Here is an 18,620-nt window from a genome sequence, read left to right as displayed (position 1 = left end):
GCGTCCCGCCACCCGGATCCCCATCCAGGAGACTGATCTCATGCCCGAGCCGCTCGCCGCCGCCCTCGCCGAGGTGCGTGCGCTGCTGCTGGACGCCGACCTGCACCGCGCCGTCGCGGCCGGCCGGCGCCACGGCGCGCCGCGCCCGCAGTGGCGGCGCGCGGAGCTCCGTCCCGTCGACCTCAAGGGCGGTCGCCGGCTGCAGCGGGTCTGCTACGACGAGCGGGCGGCGCACACGACGAACCTCGCCTACCCCGCCGAGGCCGCGGAGGGCGTCGACGCCCTGCTCGCCGAGCCCTACGGCAACTGGCACGTCGAGGCCGCCGGCCGGACCGTGCAGCTGCGCGTCACCAAGAAGGGCCAGGCCCAGGTCCACCGGGAGCGCGCGGCGCCGGCGACCACCCCGGCCGCGCGGCACGACCGGCAGAAGCCTCGCCTGATCGACCCCGGTGACCCGCTGTTCGACGTCCTGGGCGCGGACGCGGCCAAGCGCCGGCAGGTCGACGCCTTCCTCCGGCTGCTGGAGCCGACCCTGGACGCCGTCGCCGGGCGCGACCCGCTCCATGTCGTCGACCTCGGGTGCGGGAACGCCTACCTCTCGTTCGCCGCGCACCGGTACCTGTCCGGCCGGGGCACGGCGACGCTGACCGGCGTCGACCTGCGGGACGCGGCCCGGGCCCGGAACACCGCGATCGCCGAGCGCCTCGGGGCGACCGGGGTCGAGTTCGTCGCGGGCACGATCGCCGACGCCGACGTCCCGCCCGGCGACGTCGTCCTCGCGCTGCACGCCTGCGACACGGCCACCGACGACGCCCTCGCGCGGGCCGTGCGGTGGGAGGCTCCGGTGGTGATTGCCGCCCCCTGCTGCCACCACGAGACCGCCGCGGCGATCCGTGCCGCCGGCCCGCCGGAGCCGTACGGCATCGTCGGCCGGCACGGCATCCTCCGTGAGCGCATGGCGGACGTGCTCACCGACTCGCTCCGCGCCACGTTGCTGCGGCTGCTGGGGTACCGCGTCGACGTCGTGGAGTTCGTGAGCAGCGAACACACAGCGCGCAATCTGGCGATTCGCGCGGTGCGGACGGGCGCGCCCGCCGATGCTGGCCTGGTGGAGCAGTACCGGGCGCTGACGGCGGCGTGGTCGCTACGACCTCAGCTGGCGGCCCTGCTCTCCGCGGAACTGACGGCCCGTCATGGTGGTGAGTGGTGAAGCGCGCGCTCGCGGGCCTCGCGGCCCTGACGGTGGTCGGTCTCGCCGCGGGCGTTGCCGACGCCGCCGACAAGGAGCGGATGTTCCAGTTCCAGGACGACCGCATCACCGAGTCCAGCGGGCTGGCCGCGAGCATGAAGCACTCCGGGATCGTCTACACCCACAACGACTCCGACGCCGGCCCGGACGTCTACGCCGTCGACGACTCGACGGGCGAGACCGTCGCGGTCCTGACCCTCAACGGCGCCCCGGCCCGCGACTGGGAGGCGATGACCCGCTGCGTCACCGACAAGACGCTGTGGGTCGGCGACATCGGCGACAACATCGACGCCTGGAAGACCTACCGGCTCTACCGGATCCCGGAACCGGACACCCTCAAGACCGGCAACGTCGAGTTCACGCAGTACGACATCCGCTACGCCGACGGACAGGCGCGCGACGCCGAGGCTCTGCTGTGCGACCCGCGTACCGGCCGGCTCTACATCGTCTCGAAGGAGAACGAGTCCAAGGCCGGTGTCTACCGCGGACCCGCGACGATGAAGGCGGGCGCGGTGAACACGTTCATGCGCATCGCCTCAGCCCCGGCCGGCGTCACCGACGGCGCGTTCTTCGCCGACGGCCGGTTCGCGGTCCTCCGCGGCTACTTCGAGGCGCGGATCGTCACCCCGAACGCGGGCTGGAAGACGGCCGTGAAGTTCACCCCGCCGATCCAGATGCAGGGGGAGTCGGTCGCCGAGTCCGCCGACGGCAAGGACCTGCTCTTCGGCAGTGAGGGCATCGGGTCCACCGTCTGGCGGGTCCCGATCCCCGAGGACGTGAAGAAGCTCCCGAACTCCTCGGTCTCCGCCCAGGACGCGAAGGACGCCGCCAAGGACGCCAAGGACAAGGGCAGGAAGGCCGCCGACGACGCGAAGAAGGCCGGCCGGGACGCGGCGAAGGACACCTCCGACGACATCAAGCGCGTCAACGACGAGGGCATCCCTGGCGTCGACGGTCAGATGGTCGCCCTGTTCTCCGCCCTCGGCCTCGGCCTCCTGGTCCTCGTTTTGGCCACCCGCCGCGACTGACGAACTACCAACCGACCTGCTCGCAGCCGGTGTGGTCGGCGGGTTCGACCTGAAGCGTCGCGTGCTCGAGCTTGTGAGTGACGGAGAGCAGTTCACGGGCCTGGTCGAGGACCGCGTGGGTATCGGCGTCGACGGCGACGACGAGGTGCGCGGTCGCGACCTCCATCTCCGAGGTCAGCGTCCAGACGTGGAGGTCGTGGACGTCGACGACGCCGGGGAGCGCGGCGAGGTCGGCCTGCAGGGCGACGAGGTCGATGTGCGGGGGCGCGGCCTCCAGCAGCACCCGCAGCGCGGAGGCGCCGAGCCGGTAGGTCCGCGGCAGGATCCACAGGCCGAGAGCGATCGCGAGGGCCGGGTCGATCCAGTCCTCGCCGGTGATCGCGATGAGCACCGCGGCGACGATGACGGCGGCCGAGCCGACCGCGTCGGCGAGGACCTCCAGGTATGCGCCGCGGAGGTTGAGGCTCTCCTTGGCGCCCTCGCGCAGCAACCAGAACCCGACGAGGTTGACGGCCAGGCCCGCGCAGCCGACGGCGAGGACCGCGCCGGAGGAGATCTCGACCGGGTCGGACAGGCGGTCGATGCCTTCCCACAGCACGTACGCCGAGACCCCGAACAACAGGACGGCGTTCGCCAGCGCGGCCAGCACCTCGAGCCGGTAGAGCCCGAACGTGCGGCGGTTGCCGGTCTGCGCCCGCGTCGCGGCGGCGATCGCGGCGAGCGCCATCCCGAGCCCGGCGGTGTCGGTGAGCATGTGACCGGCGTCGGAGAGCAGGGCGAGCGAGTCGGTCGCGAGCGCAACGACGACCTCGACGACGAGGAACGCGAGCGCGAGTCCGAACGCGATCGTCAGTCGGCCGCGGTGGCGCTCCCCGGCGCGGGCCGAGGCATGGCCGTGGCCGTGCCCATGGCCGTGGCCGTGTCCCACGCGCGCCCCTCTGCCCCGTTGGCCCGCCTCGAGGGGCGGCTCAGCCGTCGAGCGTAGCGACCTCGGCGGGGCGTCGGCCCGAGACGATGAGCGAGGTCACGGCCACGGCGAGCAGGAGCGGGACGAGCGCGAAGGCCGCCTGGATGTTGAGCGCGTCCGACATCGCGCCCATCAGCAGCGGCGAGAGCGCGGCGGCGCCGCCGACGCCGAGCGCCGCCCGGCCCGCGGCGAGGTCGGGGTGTCCGTCACCGGCCTCGATCGCCCGGGTGACCGCCAGCGGGTAGTGCAGCGACATCCCCAGGCCCATCGCGGCCAGCCCGAGCAGACCCTGGACGGGGGTCTGGGACGTCCAGAACACAGCGAAGCCGACCCCGGCCAGGGACAGGGCCCCGAGCAGGGCGCCCTCGGGCTTGCGGCGCGCGATCGTCGCCCCGGCGACCCGGCCGACGAACATCCCGCCGAGCAGCACGCTGACCCCGGCCGCCGCGGCGCCCTCGGACATCCCCGCCGAGTCCCGGAGCAGGTCCGAGGACCAGACCGTCATCGAGGCCTCGACGCCGATCGACATCGCGACGACCAGCCAGGCGCCCCAGTAGGTGCGGGGGAGCTTGCCCTGGGATCCCCGCGTCGGCGCGACGCCGTCGGGGATCGGCTCGCGGCCGAGCGTCAGGCCGAGCGCCACGGCGATGAGGATCAGCCCGAGCAGCACCGGCCGCCAGCCGAGGTCCAGCGCCGCGGACGCCGCGATCAGTCCCGGCCCGACCAGTCCGAACGCTGCCGCGACCGCGTTGGCCTCGGTGATCACGGCCGGCGCGTTCTCGTCGTGGCGCTCGCGCAGGATGACCGCGGAACCCGTCACCAGCAGCGAGCCGAACCCGCCGGCCACGAACGCGCCGGTGAGAGTCACGGCGAGCACGTCCACCGAGCACAGGATCCCGACGCCGACGGCGAGGCCGACCATCGCCGCGCGTGCCGTCCGGCCGCGGCCGAAGTTGCGGGCGAGCAGGGGGTAGAGCAACGAGGCGAGGATCGACCCGACCGAGATCATCGTCGCGTGCAGGCTCGCGACGGTGTTCGAGACCTCGAGTTCGTCCCGCAGCATCGGCACGACGGGCCCGAAGCCGAAGAGGAAGTACCCCCACAGCCCGAGCTGGCCGTAGACCAGCAGGGTGAGGCGGTCGCGCTGCATCGGCCCTCCGCCTCTTAACGCGGAACGTCCGAAGAAGCGGCTGCTATTGCGACCACTTCTTCGGACGTTCGAGCAGTGCTAGAGCGCCGCGACGACGTGGTCGATGCAGGCGGTGAGCGCCTCGACGTCGGCGGGGTCGATCGACGGGAACATCGCGATGCGGAGCTGGTTGCGGCCGAGCTTGCGGTAGGGCTCGGTGTCGACGATCCCGTTGGCGCGCAGGACCTTCGCGACCGCGGCCGCGTCGACGGAGTCGGCGAAGTCGATCGTGCCGACGACCGCGGAGCGCATGGCCGGGTCCGCCACGAACGGGGTCGCGAACTCGGACTTCTCCGCCCAGCCGTACAGGTGCGAGGAGGATGCGGTGGTCCGGTCGACGGCCCAGCCGAGACCGCCCTGGCCGTTGATCCAGTCCAGCTGCTCGGCGAGCAGGAACAGGGTGGCGAGCGCGGGGGTGTTGTAGGTCTGGTCCTTGACCGAGTTGTCGATCGCGGTCGGCAGGTCGAAGAAGGTCGGGATGTAGCGGCCCGAGCCGGAGATCTCGGTGACCCGCGCGAGCGCGGCCGGCGACATGACCGCGATCCAGAGCCCGCCGTCGGAGGCGAAGCACTTCTGCGGCGCGAAGTAGTAGCAGTCGGTCTCGGAAATGTCGACGGGCAGACCGCCGGCGCCCGAGGTCGCGTCGACGAGGACGAGCGCGTCGGCGTCGGCCCCGGCCGGACGCAGGATCGGCATCGCGACGCCGGTCGAGGTCTCGTTGTGGGTCAGGCCGTAGACGTCGATGCCCTCCTCGGCCACGGGCAGCGGGTGCGTCCCGGGCTCGGACTTGATGACGCTCGGCTCGCCCAGCCACGGCGCGGCCTTGCAGACGCTCGCGAACTTGGAGGAGAACTCACCGAAGTGCAGGTGCTGGCTGCGGGAGCGGACGAGGCCGAAGGCCGCGATGTCCCAGAAGGCGGTCGCGCCGCCGTTGCCGAGCACGACCTCGTAGCCCTCGGGCAGGGAGAACAGCTCGGAGATGCCGGAGCGGACCCGCCCGACGAGGCTCTTGACCGGCTTCTGCCGGTGCGAGGTGCCGAGGATCGAGTCCCCGGCGGCGGCCAGGGCGGCCACGGCCTCGGGCCGGACCTTGGAGGGGCCGCAGCCGAAGCGTCCGTCGGCGGGAAGGAGGTCAGCGGGAATCTTGATGTCGCTCACGCGGATGTGTCCTCTGATCGAGAGGTTTGGGGGACCGGGGCCGGCGCCGCTGTCGACCGTCGTCCATTGTTCCGTACCCCGGTCCGTGCTCGCGCCGGAGTGTCGGCGGGGCGCCGCGCCGAGGGATCAGCCGAGCAGCAGGTCCTGGGGGATGTCGGACCAGCCGTCGACGTCCTCCGGCTTGCGGGTGGACGGGCCGATGTAGCGCGCGGAGGGCCGGACCAGGCGTCCGGTGCGCTTCTGCTCGAGGATGTGCGCGGCCCAGCCGGCGGTACGGGCGCAGGTGAACATCGCCGTGAACATGTGCGGCGGGACCTCGGCGAAGTCGAGGACGATCGCGGCCCAGAACTCGACGTTGGTCTCCAGGACCCGGTCGGGACGGCGGGCGCGCAGCTCCTCCAGGGCCGCCTTCTCCAGCGCGGCGGCGACCTCGTAGCGCGGGGCGCCGAGCTCCTTGGCCGTGCGGCGCAGGACGCGGGCGCGGGGGTCCTCGGCGCGGTACACCCGGTGGCCGAAGCCCATCAGGCGCTCGCCCTTGTCGAGGATGTTCTTGACGTACTTGGTGGCGTCGCCGGTCCGTTCGATGTCCTCGATCATGTAGAGCACACGCGAGGGGGCGCCGCCGTGCAGCGGGCCGGACATCGCGCCGACGGCGCCGGACAGGGCGGCGGCGACGTCCGCGCCGGTGGAGGCGATGACGCGGGCGGTGAACGTCGAGGCGTTCATGCCGTGCTCGGCGGCGGAGGTCCAGTAAGCGTCGACGGCCTTGACGTGGCGGGGGTCGGGCTCGCCCTGCCAGCGGATCATGAAGCGCTCGACGACGGTCTTGGCCTTGTCGATCTCCCGCTGCGGGACCATCGGCTTGCCCTGGCCGCGGGCGGACTGCGCCACGTAGGACAGCGCCATGACCGCCGCGCGGGCGAGGTCGTCACGGGCCTGGGCGTCGTCGATGTCGAGCAGCGGCTGCAGGCCCCAGGCCGGGGCGAGCATCGCCAGTGCCGACTGGACGTCGACGCGGATGTCCCCGGAGTGGATCGGGATCGGGAACGGCTCCGCCGGCGGCAGGCCCGGGTTGAAGGAGTTGTCGACCAGCAGGCCCCAGACGTGCCCGAAGGTCATCCGGCCGACCAGGTCCTCGATGTCGACACCGCGGTAGCGGAGCGCGCCGCCCTCCTTGTCCGGCTCGGCGATCTCGCTCTCGAATGCGACAACACCTTCGAGGCCGGGTACGAAGTCGGACATGGGGCCGCCTTTCAGCAGGTCGGACGGGGGGCCGTGACCTCCCATTCTGTACCCGCGGCCGACCCCGCCGGTCCGCCTGTGGCGTGGCCCACGCCTCACTCGTCCGGCCGGGGAGACCGGAAAGTCGGAAATCATTCCCCGTCTCCGGCTCCCGGGCCGGTGCGCGGCGGAAATAGGGTTGGCCGCATGGCGATCACGACGCAGACGGTGGAGTTCCCCAGCAACGGCGGCACGGCGGGTGGCTACCTGGCGCTCCCGGAGAGCGGCAGCGGTCCCGGTGTGGTCGTCGTCCAGGAGTGGTGGGGGCTCGACCCCTCCCTGAAGATCATGGTCGAGCGGCTGGCCGAGGCGGGCTTCGTCGCGCTGGCGCCCGACCTGTACCACGGTGAGCTCGCGAACCACGACGAGATGGACAAGGCCGGCCACCTCATGCAGTCCCTCCCGGCGGACCGCGCCGCGAAGGACATGAGCGGGGCCGTCGACTTCCTCGCCGGCCACGACGCCGTCACCGGCGACGGCCTCGGTGTGATGGGCTTCTGCATGGGCGGCATGCTCACCTTCCTGCTCGCCGCCGGCCGCGGCGACAAGATCAAGGCTGCGGTGCCGTTCTACGGCTTCCCGGGTCCGGACTCCGAGCCGGACTGGTCCGGTCTGACCGCGGTGGTCCGCGGGCACATGGCCGAGAACGACGACTTCTTCACCCCCGACGGCGCCCGCGCCCTGGAGAAGAAGCTGCGCGACCTCGGTAAGGACGTCGAGCTGACGGTCCACCCGGGCTCGGGCCACGCGTTCATGAACCCGATGAACACCCTCGGCACCAAGGACGACGAGCTCGCCGCCCGCTGCTGGGCCGAGGCGACCTCCTTCCTCCGCTCCCAGCTTGGCTGACGAGGCGTCAGACCTCGCGGCCATGCGCCGCGAGTACATGGAGACCGGGCTCGAACCGGCGGACCTGCCGGCCGAGCCGGTCGCCGCGTTCCGGAAGTGGTTCGACGAGGTCGTCGACGCCGGGCTGCCCGAGCCCAACGCGATGGTGGTCTCGACGGCCGGCCCGTCCTCGCGGATGACGCTGCTCAAGAGCGTCGACGAGCGAGGGTTCGTGTTCTTCACCAACTACACCTCGCGCAAGGCCCGCGAGCTCGACGCGAACCCGCGGTGCTCGCTGCTGTTCCCGTGGCACGGGCTGCGGCGGCAGGTGATCGTGAACGGGTCCGCGAGCCGGGTCCCTCGCGCGGAGACCGAGGCCTACTTCGCGACCCGCCCCCGCGGCTCCCAGATCGGCGCCTGGGCGAGCCGGCAGTCGACCGTCGTCGCGAGCCGCGCCGAGCTCGACGACCGCTACGCCGAGCTCGAACGGCGCTGGCCGGACACCGTCCCCTGCCCCGACTTCTGGGGCGGCTTCGTCGTCGTCCCCCAGGCCGTCGAGTTCTGGCAGGGCCGCCCCTCCCGCCTCCACGACCGGCTCCGCTACACCCGCGCCGGCGCCGGCTGGATCGTCGAGCGCCTCGCGCCTTAGCTGACGCGCAGCCGCCGGCCGTCGCCGCCGAGTCCCGCTGCTCATGCATGAGCAGGTGGTCGAAAATCGGACACGATCGGCGCCGAAATCGACACTCCGCTCATGCATGAGCAGCGGGCGCGGGGCGCGGCGGTGGCTGGTCCGGCCCAGCGCCCGGACAGAGAAGAGCCCGCGGGCTGCCGGTCGTAACCGGCTGCTCGGAGGGACGTAGCCCCGAGCACCCACGGGCTCCGGTGACTGCAGTGGATTCGCCTGGCCGCAGACCTGCGGTCCGGTGAAGGCACCTAGTCAATGCGGCTAGCTTGCAGCCACCTCACGCGTCCGACAGCTACTCAAAGCGTGGACCACCTCCCTTCCGTGTACGACGACGGTACGTCGCGGCCGGGAATCGTGTCGAGGGATTTCGGGCCGGGTCCCCGGACTCTCAGCTGGGCTCTCAGGTTGGCTCCCCGGAAAGGGCGTCGGCGGCGACGCGGAGGTCGGCGACGAGGGCGGCGTAGGCGGTCTCGCGGTCGTCGGAGCGGAGCACCGCGGAGGGGTGGACGGTCGCGAGCAGCTGCGCCGCAGGGACGTCGCCCGCGACCAGGCCGCGGGCCGCGCGGTCGGGCCACGGGAGGAGGACGCCGCGCTCCTTCGTCACCCGGAACGACGGCCCGGCCAGGGCCCGGCCGGCGACGGCGCCGAGGGCGACGATCAGCTCGGGCCGGACGCGCTCGAGCTCGGCGGCGAGCCACGGCCGGCAGGCGGTGACGTGCCCCGCGTCCGGGGACCGGTGCAGCCGGCGCTTGCCGCGCTCGGTGAAGCGGAAGTGCTTGACGGCGTTGGTCAGCCACACCGAATCCCGGGCCAGGCCCGCCTCGGCCATCGCCGAGTCGAGCAGCCGTCCGGCGGGGCCGACGAACGGCTCGCCCTCGACGTCCTCGCGGTCGCCGGGTTGCTCGCCGACCATCAGGCAGCGGGCGCCGGGGTCGCCGGCGCCGAAGACGACCTGGGTCGCGGGGGCGTACAGCTCGCAACCCCGGCACCCCTCGGCCGCGACGGCCAGGGCGGCGAGGTCCCCGTCGGCGGGGACCCAGGCCCGCGCGCCGGGGCGGTCGGGGCGGGTGGCCATGCCGGGCTCCTACCCGCCGCCGGGTCAGGAACGCGAGATCTCCGCCAGCCGGACAAGGGCCTCGGCCCGTTCCTCGGCGTGGTCGACGATCCGTTCGGGGTAACCGTGGGCGTACCCGTCGAGGACCTCCCAGGGGGTGTGGGCGGTCTTGCCGTGGAGGTGGGCGAGCTCCGGGACGTAGCGGCGGACGTAGTCGCCGGTCGGGTCGAACTTCAGCCCCTGCGTCACGGGGTTGAACACCCGGAAGTACGGGGCGGCGTCGGTCCCGCACCCGGCGACCCACTGCCACCCGTGCGAGTTCGAGGCGAGGTCGCCGTCGCGGAGCCAGCGCAGAAAGTGCCGGGCGCCGTGCTGCCACTCGACGTGCAGGTCCTTGACGAGGAACGACGCCACGACCATCCGCACCCGGTTGTGCACCCATCCCTCGGTCCGGAGCTGGCGCATCCCGGCGTCGACGAACGGGAAGCCGGTGCGGCCGTCGCACCACGCCTCGAAGGCGTCGTCGGGCTCGGCGTACCGCATCCGGGCGTACTCGGCCCGCAGGTACTCGCGCGCGCTCTCCGGGCGGTGGAACAGGACGTCGGCGTAGAACTCCCGCCAGGCCAGCTCCTTCAGGTAGGTCTCGTCGCGCTCGGGGTCGAGGTCGGCCAGCAGCGTCCGCGGGTGGACCTCGCCCCACTTCAGTGCGTGGGAGAGCTGCGAGGTCCCGTCGAGGTCGGGGCGGTTGCGGGCGTCGGCGTAGTCGGCCAGCGTCCGCTCGCGGAACGAACGCCACCGGCGCAGCGCCGCCTCCTCGCCCGCCGTCGGGAGCGACAGTCCGTCCGGGACCGGCGCGGCCGGGAGGTCCTGGCTGACCAGCGGGTACTCCCACCGCACCGAGCGCGGTGAGCCCGCCGGCTCCCGCCACCCGTGCGCGCACCAGGCCCGGAAGAACGGCGAGAACACCTGGTACGGCTCGCCCGAGCCCTTCGTGACCCGGCCCGGGGCGACGGCGTAGGGCGAGCCGACGAACTCCAACCGGATGTCGTGGGCCTCCAGCGCCGCGGCGACCCGGGCGTCACGCTCGCGCCCGTACGGCCCGAAGTCCGCCGCCGCGTACACGACCGGAGCGTCCGCCGCCCGGGCCACGGAGACGACCTCCGCGACCGGGTCGCCGCGTCGGACCAGCAGGCCGTCGCCGCCGATGCGGTCACCCAGAGCGCCCAACGATGCGGCGAGGTACGCACGCCGCACCGCGCCCGAGGGCCGCCAGAGGGCCGGATCGACCACGAACAGCGGAACGACCGCTGACGGCCGGTCACCGAATCCGGCCTGCCCGGCGGCGGCCAGGAGCGCGGGGTTGTCGCGCAACCGAAGGTCCCGGCGGAACCACAGAACGTTCGCGCTCATCGGCCGAGGCTATGCCGCTGTCGGACGCGGTCGGAAATTGGAAACAAATCGGTACTTCGACCGCGTCGCCGAAGGCTCTAGGTTGGGCCGAGTCGCCGGGTTCTGCCGTCCGGTGGCCCGTCCCCGGAGGTCCGCATGGCGTCTGGTCGCTTCCGGTCCGCTTCGGCGTTGACCCTGGTCCTCGCCCTGGCCCTGTCCGCCTGCGGCGGTGGGAACGACGACGCGTCGGCGCCGGGCACGTCACCGGACGAGAAGCCGGCGGCGGTCGCCTTCGGCGTGGACGACAACGCGGTCGGCCCCGCCCCGCCGGTCGAGGGCGCCACCCCGGGCGGCACGGTCCGGGTGCTCGACGACTCCGACATCGCGCACCTCGACCCGGCTCGGATCTACGTCAACACCGCGGGCATGGTCGCGGGCCTGATGATGCGCACGCTGACCGGCTACCGGCAGGTCGACGGCAAGGTCGAACTCGTCGGGGACCTGGCGACGAACACCGGCGTCACGAAGGACAACGGCAAGACCTGGACCTACACGCTGCGGGACGGCGTGACGTGGGAGGACGGGTCGCCGATCACGTCCGCCGACGTCAAGTACGGCATCGAGCGGACCTTCTTCTCCGGCTACGCCGAGGGCCCGACGTACCTGCAGGAGTGGCTCACCGGGCGGACCGACTTCCGCAAGGTCTACGCCGGCCCCTACAACGGGCAGTCGCTCAAGGCGATCTCGACGCCCGACGAGAAGACCGTCGTCCTGAAGTTCCCGAAGGCGCAGGCCGACGTCCCGTTCGCGCTGACGATGGTCTCGACCGGGCCGGTGCGGAAGAGCAACGACACCCGCGGCAAGTACGACCAGCGCCCGTTCGCCTCGGGCCCGTACAAGATCGGCTCGCGGCAGATCGACAAGTCGATGACGCTGGTCCGCAACGAGGCCTGGAAGGCGGAGTCGGACCCGATCCGCTATCAGTACCCCGACAAGTACGAGTTCCTCTGGGGCGACCAGCGACTCGCGCAGTACCAGCGGATCATCGCGGGCAACGGGGGCGACGCGGCCGCCGTCCCGTTGCTGGCGAACATCGCGACCGAACTGCTGGCGCAGGTGACCGGCAACCCCGACCTGAACCGGCGGATGGTCGCCGGCTACACGCCCTTCGTCTTCTACTTCGCGATCAACACCCTGCGCATCACCGATGTCGAGGTCCGCAAGGCGTTGCTCCACGCGGTGCCGCGCCAGCAGATGCGGCAGATCGCCGGCGGGCCGATCGTCGGCGACTTCGCCAACACCATCTCCGGCCCGACCCTGGTCGGCCACGAGGACTCCAGCGTCCACGGGGCGACGCCCGCGGGCGACCCCGCCAAGGCGCGGTCGATCCTGGAGGCGGCCGGCAAGGTCGGTCAGAAGATCGTCTACGCCTACCCGCAGACCGACGACCAGGAGCGCATCGCGGTCGTCGTCGAACGCGCGCTGTCCGAGGCCGGGTTCGAGGTCGTCACCAAGCGCCTGTCGGTGAAGAACTACTACGACGAGATCGGCAAGCTCGACGCCAAGCTCGACCTCTTCCAGGGCGGGTGGGGCTGGGACTGGCCGGGCGGCGGCACGGTCTACCCGCCGCTGCTCCACAGCAGCCGGGCCGTCGAGCTGGGCACGAACTTCGCCCACTTCCGGAATCAGGAGATCGACGCCGAGATCGATCGGATCTCCACGATCACCGACCCGGTCGCCGCCGGCAAGGAATGGGCGGAGCTCGATCGAAAGGTGATGGCCCTGGTGCCGATGATCCCGTACCGGTACGACCGGGCGGTGCAGTTGGCCGGCGAGCGGATCGGCAACGCGACGCTCGACGTGATCTTCGGGATCATCAACCTCAACGGGCTCTACGTGAAGTCCTGATCGCCCGTGGCCTCGATCGTGATCCCGCCGCCCCCGGCGGACAGCAGCGACGGGGCGGAGCTGCGGGCGCGGGACGTCGGACGTTCGCCACGTCAGATCGCGTGGCAACGGTTCCGACGCGACCGCGTCGGGGTCGTCGCGGGCTGCGTGGTGCTGTTCTTCGTCGCGGTCGCCGCGCTGGCGCCGGTGATCTCCTGGCTCTACGGCAAGGACGCGGACACCACGTATGGGCTCAACGAGCCCGGCCTCCTCAACACCTTCGGGTTCCCGATCGGGCCCGCCGGTGGGATGAGCGGTGAGCACTGGCTCGGCCTCGAACCCAGCCTGGGCCGGGACGTGTTCATGCAGCTCGTCTACGGCGCGCGGACGTCGCTGTTCATCGCGTTCTCGGTCGCCCTGATCACCTCGACGATCGGCGTCGTCTTCGGCATCGTGACCGGCTACCTCGGCGGCCGCGCGGACGCGATCGGTGGCTGGATCATCGACGTCGTGCTCGCCCTCCCCGGGCTGATGATGTTGATCGCGCTGAGCGTCGTCGTCGACGACGTGTTCGTCGGCGACGAGGAGGAGGCGTCGACGGCGCTGCGGTTCCTCACCGTCATCGTCCTGTTCTCGCTGTTCGGCTGGGTGTTCCAGGCCCGGCTGATCCGGGGTCAGGTCCTCTCGTTGCGGGAGCGGGAGTTCGTCGACGCCGCCCGGATGTCGGGGGCGGGGACCTGGCGGATCGTCCGCAAGGAACTGCTGCCGAACCTGTGGTCGCCGATCCTCGTGGTGTTCTCGATGGCGGTGCCCTCGATCATCACCGCCGAGGCGGCGCTGGCCTACCTGAACATCGGGATCACTGAACCGATCCCGGACTGGGGCCGCATGGTCAACCGCGGTGCCCAGGTGTATCTGGCCGACCCGGCCTACATGCTCATCCCCGGCGGAGCGCTGCTGGTGATGGTGCTGGCGTTCAACATGCTGGGCGACGCAGTCCGCGACGCCCTCGACCCCAAGGGGCTCCGATGAAACGACTGACGCGGTCCCGGATGTCCGTCCTCCTCGCCGCCGCGCTCCTGGTGACCGGATGCGGGGGAGGCGGGGACGACGACAACTCGGCGGCCTCGACCGGTCTGGACAGCCTCGACGGCAAGCCGCCGGTCTTCGCGTACGGCTTCGACGACTCCGCGGCCGGACCGGCGCCGGCGCCCGAGGGGGCCGTCGCCGGCGGCACCGTGCGCGTCTACGACGTCATCGACTATCAACACCTCGACCCGGCGCGGATCTACTCCAGCCACGAGGGTGTGGTCTCGCAGCTGATCACCCGGACGCTGACCGGGTACCGCCAGAACGGCGACCAGATCGACCTCGTCGGTGACCTCGCGACCAACACCGGTGTCACCAAGGACAAGGGCAAGACCTGGACGTACACCCTGCGCGAGGGCGTGACGTGGGAGGACGGGACGCCGATCACCTCCGCCGACGTCAGGTACGGCCTCGAGCGCACGTTCGCGAAGGAGTACACCGAGGGTCCGACCTACCTGCAGTCCTGGTTCGCGGACAGCGAGAACTACCGCAAGTACTACGACGGTCCCTACAGCGGGAAGTCGCTCAAGAACGTCACGACGCCGAACGCGCGGACGGTCGTCCTGAAGTTCAACCGGCCCCGGCCGGACGTGCCCTTCGCGCTCGCGATGCCCGCGGGGGCGCCGGTGAAGAAGAGCCAGGACACCCGCGGCAAGTACACCCTGGACCCGTTCGCGTCCGGGCCCTACAAGATCTCCTCGCACAAGGTCGACAAGTCGATGACGCTGGTCCGCAATGAGGCGTGGAAGGCCGAGTCGGACCCGATCCGCACGGCGTTCCCGGACCGGTGGGAGTTCAGCTTCGGTGAGCTCCCGCTGCAGACCAACCAGCGTCTGATCGCCGCGAACGGCGAGGACCAGGCGGCGATGACCGTCATCGACAACGTCTCGCCCGAGGTGCTGCAGCAGGTCGTGAGCACTCCGGAGCTGCGGGCGCGCACCATCGCCGGCTACACGCCGTACGCGAGCACCGAGGTGATCAACACCAAGCGGATCACCGACCTGAAGGTGCGTCAGGCGCTGATGTACGCCTACCTGCGTCAGCAGGTCCGGCAGATCCTCGGCGGCCCGACCCACGGCGACTTCTCCTCGACGATCGGCTCCCCGACCCTGGTCGGCTGGGAGCCCAACGACATGTGGAACGTCCCGCCGGAGGGCGACCCGGAGAAGGCGAAGCAACTGCTCGCCGAGGCCGGTAAGCCCAACCAGCGGATCGTCTACGCCTACGGCAACCTGCCGCGCGGGGAGCAGATCGCGGTGGCGGTCGTCGCCGGGCTGGAGCGCGCCGGCTTTCAGGTCGTGAAGAAGCCGATCAACCCGAAGACGGCCTCCGACGAACTCAGCGACCCGAACAACAAGTTCGACCTCTACAGCCTCGCGTGGGGTGCGGACTGGCCGAGCGGGGCCACGGTGTACCCGGTGCTGTTCGACGGCCGGCGCATCGGCCGGGGCGGGTTCAACTGGTCGTTCCTGAACGATCCGAAGATCAACTCCGAGATCGACGAGATCGAGCTGATCACCGACCCCGTGGAGGCCGGCAAGCGGTGGGCGGCCCTGGACCGCAAGATCATGGCGCTCGTCCCGGTGATCCCGGACGTCTACGTCAAGAGCATGCAGCTCTACGGGCCCAAGATCGGCGGCGTCTTCCAGGACACCCTGCACGGGCGCGTCTCGCTCAACACGATCTTCGTCAAGCCCTGACCTGATTTCCCGTCAGTTCAACAGTCCCGACGGAGGGTCGGCCCGGTGCTGCGATACGTGATCCGCCGCTTGCTCGGCGCGGTGGCGATCCTGGCCGTGGTCAGCTTCGCGACGTTCCTGCTCTTCTTCGCGATCCCGGGCGACCCCGACCGGCTGGCGTGCGGCAAGACCTGCACGCCGGAGCGCCTGGCCGACATCCGGGCCTCCCTCGGCATCGACGACCCGGTGCTCGTGCAGTACGGGGAGTTCATGAAGGGGATCTTCGTCGGGCGCGACTTCACCCAGGCCGGAGAGGTCGTGCACTGCGACGTCCCGTGCTTCGGGTACTCCTTCACCAATCAGCAGTTGGTGTGGGACACCGTCGTCGACCGCTACCCCGCGACGCTCTCGCTGGCGCTGGGTGCGGCGGTGCTGTTCCTCGTCGTGGGTGTCGGGCTCGGGGCGATCTCCGCGCTGCGGGCCGGCAGTCTCCTCGACCGGATCGGCATCGCGTTCAGCCTGCTCGGCGCCTCCGTGCAGATCTTCTTCCTCGGGCCGCTGCTGTCGAACATCTTCGTCAACCAGCTCGGGTGGCTGCCCCAGGCGCGGTACGTCCCGCTGACCGACGACCCGGTCGGGTGGTTTCAGGGCCTGTTGCTGCCGTGGATCGTGCTCGCCTTCGTCAGCATCGCGGTGTACGCGCGGCTGACGCGGGCGAGCGCGATCGAGGCGCTGGGGGAGGACTTCGTCCGCGCCGGCCGTGCCCGCGGACTCCCGACGCGCACCCTGCACCTCAAACACACCGGTCGCGCGACGGTCACGCCCGTCCTCACCGTCTTCGGCCTCGACCTCGCGACGCTGCTCGGCGGCGCGATCATCACCGAGACCGTCTTCAACATCCAGGGCGTCGGCAAGCTCGCGCTCACCGCGATCGACCGCGACGACCTGCCGTTGATCATGGCGACGGTGCTGATCGCGGCGGCGTTCATCGTGATCGGGAACCTGATCGTCGACCTGTTCTACGCGGTCATCGACCCCCGGGTGCGGATCACGTGACGCCCTTCCTCGAGGTCCGCGACCTCCACGTCAGCTTCGACACCGACGACGGCGTCGTGCGGGCGGTCGACGGACTGTCGTTCACGCTCGAGCGCGGCCGGACGCTCGGCATCGTCGGCGAGTCCGGCTCCGGCAAGACGGTCACGGGGCTGGCGATCCTCGGCCTGCACGACCGGCGCCGCGCCACCGTGACGGGCGAGATCCGGCTGCACGGGCAGGACCTCGTCGGGCTCAGCGAGGCGGAGCTGAACCGGCTGCGTGGATCGGCGATGGCGATGGTGTTCCAGGACGCGCTGACCGCGCTGTCGCCGTACTACTCGGTGGGCCACCAGATCGCCGAGGGCTACCGCCTGCACAACCAGGCGACGAAGAAGCAGGCGCGGCAGCGCGCGATCGACCTTCTCGGCCGCGTCGGGATACCGCGGCCGGCGGAGCGCGTCGACTCCTACCCGCACGAGTTCTCCGGTGGCATGCGCCAGCGCGCGATGATCGCGATCGCCCTGGCCTGCGACCCGGAACTGCTGATCGCCGACGAGCCGACGACGGCGCTCGACGTCACCGTCCAGGCGCAGATCCTCGACCTGCTCGCCGACCTGCAGGCCGAGTTCAACTCCGCGATCGTCCTCGTCACCCACGACCTCGGCGTCGTCTCGCAGGTCGCCGACGACGTCCTGGTCATGTACGCCGGCCGGGCGGCCGAGCGGGGTCCGACCCGGGCCGTGCTCACCCGTCCCGGTCACCCGTACACGTGGGGGCTGCTCTCCTCGGTGCCGCGGCTGACCACGGCGATCGACTCCGACCTGCTCGCGATCCGCGGCACTCCGCCGAGCCTGATCGACCTGCCGCGGGGCTGCGCGTTCCGGCCGCGCTGCGACTACGCGCCGCTCGTCCCCGACGACCGGTGCGCGACCGAGATCCCGGCGCTGACCCCCGCCCTCGGCACCGTCGCCGCCTGCCACCTGCGTTCGGGTGAGCGCGAGCGGATCGTCGTCGAGCGGCTGCTCCCGCTCTGGCGGGGCGAGGCGAGCGCGAGTGACGTCGGAGGTGCGTCGTGACGGCGCCACTGCTCCGGGTCGAGGGCCTGGTGAAGCACTTCCCGGTGCGCGCGGGCCGGTCCGTGCGGCAGCGGCAGCTCGCGGTCGTGCACGCCGTCGACGGGATCGACTTCGAGGTCGGCGCCGGCGAGACCCTCGGCCTGGTGGGGGAGTCGGGCTGCGGGAAGACCACGACGGGCCGGCTGGTCGCGCGGCTGCTCGAACCCACCGCCGGCGCGATCGAGTTCGAGGGCCGGGACATCGCCCACCTGTCGACGAAGCAACTGCGCCCGCTCCGGCCGAAGATCCAGATGATCTTCCAGGACCCGTACGCGTCGCTGAACCCGCGCCACACGGTCGGTGCGATCGTCGCCGCGCCGCTCGAGGTCAACGGCATCGACCCGCCGGGCGGGCGCAAGCGCCGGGTGCAGGAGCTGCTGGAGACCGTCGGCCTCAACCCCGAGCACTACAACCGCTACCCGCACCAGTTCTCCGGGGGGCAGCGGCAGCGGATCGGCATCGCGCGGGCGCTCGCACTGAACCCGAGCCTGATCGTCGCCGACGAGCCGGTCTCGGCCCTGGACGTCTCCATCCAGGCGCAGATCGTGAACCTGCTCCGGCAGCTGCAGCGCGACCTCGGCCTCGCCTACGTCTTCATCGCCCACGACCTCGCGGTCGTGCGCCACGTGTCCCACCGGGTCGCGGTGATGTACCTGGGCAAGATCGTCGAGACCGCGCCGGCCTCCGCCCTCTACGCGGGGCCGCGCCACCCGTACACGCACGCCCTGCTCTCGGCGGTCCCGGAGATCGATCACAGCGAGGACCCGGCGCCGCGGGCCCGGGTCCACCTCTCCGGCGAGGTCCCCAGCCCGATCGCGCCCCCGTCCGGGTGCCGGTTCCGCACGCGATGTCCGATCGCCCGCGACCGGTGCGCCGCGGAGGAGCCCGTGCTGCGCCCCATGGGTGACGCAGCACACCGTGTGGCCTGCCACTTTCCGCTCACCGGCCCCACCCAGCTCTGAGGGCTAGAGTGGCGGTTCGGGCACG

General features: G+C 71.6%; 16 protein-coding genes. 10 read left to right on the top strand and 6 right to left on the bottom strand.

Annotation, left to right across the window (positions count from 1 at the left end):
* Nucleotides 1–40: 40 nt before the first annotated feature.
* Together ABD401_RS07710 and ABD401_RS07705 are read left to right on the top strand one after the other, a co-directional pair.
* Nucleotides 41–1,210, top strand: a complete 1,170-nt coding sequence (locus ABD401_RS07710; RefSeq protein WP_344603282.1) for an SAM-dependent methyltransferase — start codon at nt 41–43, stop codon at nt 1,208–1,210.
* Nucleotides 1,207–2,277 (top strand): hypothetical protein, encoded by a 1,071-nt coding sequence (locus tag ABD401_RS07705; protein ID WP_344603280.1) that lies wholly within the window; start codon nt 1,207–1,209, stop codon nt 2,275–2,277. Before ABD401_RS07710 ends, ABD401_RS07705 begins: the two co-directional genes overlap by 4 nt.
* A 4-nt stretch (nt 2,278–2,281) precedes the next feature.
* On the opposite strand, the gene ABD401_RS07700 is transcribed toward ABD401_RS07705, so the two are convergent.
* The 4 genes from ABD401_RS07700 to ABD401_RS07685 form a co-directional block, all read right to left on the bottom strand.
* Nucleotides 2,282–3,205 (bottom strand): cation diffusion facilitator family transporter, encoded by a 924-nt coding sequence (locus ABD401_RS07700; protein ID WP_344603278.1) that lies wholly within the window; start codon nt 3,203–3,205, stop codon nt 2,282–2,284.
* A gap of 40 nt (nt 3,206–3,245) precedes the next feature.
* On the bottom strand, nt 3,246–4,394 hold the full coding sequence (locus tag ABD401_RS07695; protein WP_344603276.1) for an MFS transporter: 1,149 nt from the start codon (nt 4,392–4,394) through the stop codon (nt 3,246–3,248).
* A 78-nt stretch (nt 4,395–4,472) separates the two neighbouring features.
* Nucleotides 4,473–5,591 carry a phosphoserine transaminase gene (gene serC, locus ABD401_RS07690; protein WP_344603274.1) on the bottom strand — a complete coding sequence of 373 codons (1,119 nt, stop codon included), beginning with the start codon at nt 5,589–5,591 and terminating at the stop codon, nt 4,473–4,475.
* Nucleotides 5,592–5,717: 126 nt separating this feature from the next.
* On the bottom strand, nt 5,718–6,833 hold the full coding sequence (locus ABD401_RS07685) for a citrate synthase 2 (protein ID WP_344603272.1): 1,116 nt from the start codon (nt 6,831–6,833) through the stop codon (nt 5,718–5,720).
* 186 nt (nt 6,834–7,019) lie between these two features.
* Here ABD401_RS07685 and ABD401_RS07680 point away from each other — a divergent pair, with 186 nt between their 5' ends.
* Complete coding sequence (locus tag ABD401_RS07680) at nt 7,020–7,721, top strand: dienelactone hydrolase family protein (RefSeq protein WP_344603270.1); 702 nt, start codon at nt 7,020–7,022, stop codon at nt 7,719–7,721.
* Nucleotides 7,714–8,349: a pyridoxamine 5'-phosphate oxidase gene (gene pdxH / locus ABD401_RS07675; RefSeq protein WP_344603268.1), complete on the top strand. Its 636-nt coding sequence runs from the start codon at nt 7,714–7,716 to the stop codon at nt 8,347–8,349. Before ABD401_RS07680 ends, pdxH begins: the two co-directional genes overlap by 8 nt.
* Before the next feature lie 436 nt (nt 8,350–8,785).
* On the opposite strand, the gene ABD401_RS07670 is transcribed toward pdxH, so the two are convergent.
* A complete protein-coding gene (locus ABD401_RS07670) occupies nt 8,786–9,460 on the bottom strand; it encodes a UdgX family uracil-DNA binding protein (RefSeq protein ID WP_344603266.1) in 675 nt (224 codons plus the stop codon).
* A gap of 24 nt (nt 9,461–9,484) precedes the next feature.
* Nucleotides 9,485–10,849 carry a cryptochrome/photolyase family protein gene (locus ABD401_RS07665; RefSeq protein WP_344603264.1) on the bottom strand — a complete coding sequence of 455 codons (1,365 nt, stop codon included), beginning with the start codon at nt 10,847–10,849 and terminating at the stop codon, nt 9,485–9,487.
* 135 nt (nt 10,850–10,984) lie between these two features.
* Between ABD401_RS07665 and ABD401_RS07660 the strand changes: the two genes are divergently transcribed.
* Genes ABD401_RS07660 through ABD401_RS07635 form a run of 6 tightly spaced genes read left to right on the top strand, consistent with a single transcriptional unit; the run spans nt 10,985 to nt 18,595 of the window.
* Nucleotides 10,985–12,736 carry an ABC transporter substrate-binding protein gene (locus tag ABD401_RS07660; RefSeq protein ID WP_344603262.1) on the top strand — a complete coding sequence of 584 codons (1,752 nt, stop codon included), beginning with the start codon at nt 10,985–10,987 and terminating at the stop codon, nt 12,734–12,736.
* A 6-nt stretch (nt 12,737–12,742) separates the two neighbouring features.
* Nucleotides 12,743–13,747: an ABC transporter permease gene (locus ABD401_RS07655; RefSeq protein ID WP_344603260.1), complete on the top strand. Its 1,005-nt coding sequence runs from the start codon at nt 12,743–12,745 to the stop codon at nt 13,745–13,747.
* Nucleotides 13,744–15,504, top strand: coding sequence for an ABC transporter substrate-binding protein (locus tag ABD401_RS07650; protein ID WP_344603258.1), 1,761 nt, complete (start codon nt 13,744–13,746; stop codon nt 15,502–15,504). The genes ABD401_RS07655 and ABD401_RS07650 overlap by 4 nt, the downstream gene beginning before the upstream one ends.
* 45 nt (nt 15,505–15,549) lie before the next feature.
* On the top strand, nt 15,550–16,539 hold the full coding sequence (locus tag ABD401_RS07645; protein ID WP_344603256.1) for an ABC transporter permease: 990 nt from the start codon (nt 15,550–15,552) through the stop codon (nt 16,537–16,539).
* Nucleotides 16,536–17,594 carry an ABC transporter ATP-binding protein gene (locus ABD401_RS07640; protein WP_344603254.1) on the top strand — a complete coding sequence of 353 codons (1,059 nt, stop codon included), beginning with the start codon at nt 16,536–16,538 and terminating at the stop codon, nt 17,592–17,594. Before ABD401_RS07645 ends, ABD401_RS07640 begins: the two co-directional genes overlap by 4 nt.
* Entirely contained in the window at nt 17,591–18,595 is a 1,005-nt protein-coding gene (locus ABD401_RS07635) for an ABC transporter ATP-binding protein (RefSeq protein ID WP_344603253.1), read from the top strand. Before ABD401_RS07640 ends, ABD401_RS07635 begins: the two co-directional genes overlap by 4 nt.
* The last annotated feature ends 25 nt before the right edge of the window (nt 18,596–18,620 follow it).

Origin of the sequence: Sporichthya brevicatena (assembly GCF_039525035.1) — a bacterium.
Lineage (GTDB): Bacteria > Actinomycetota > Actinomycetes > Sporichthyales > Sporichthyaceae > Sporichthya > Sporichthya brevicatena.
The sequence above is the reverse complement of the archived record's forward strand: the minus strand, read 5'-3'. Positions and strand labels throughout refer to the sequence as shown.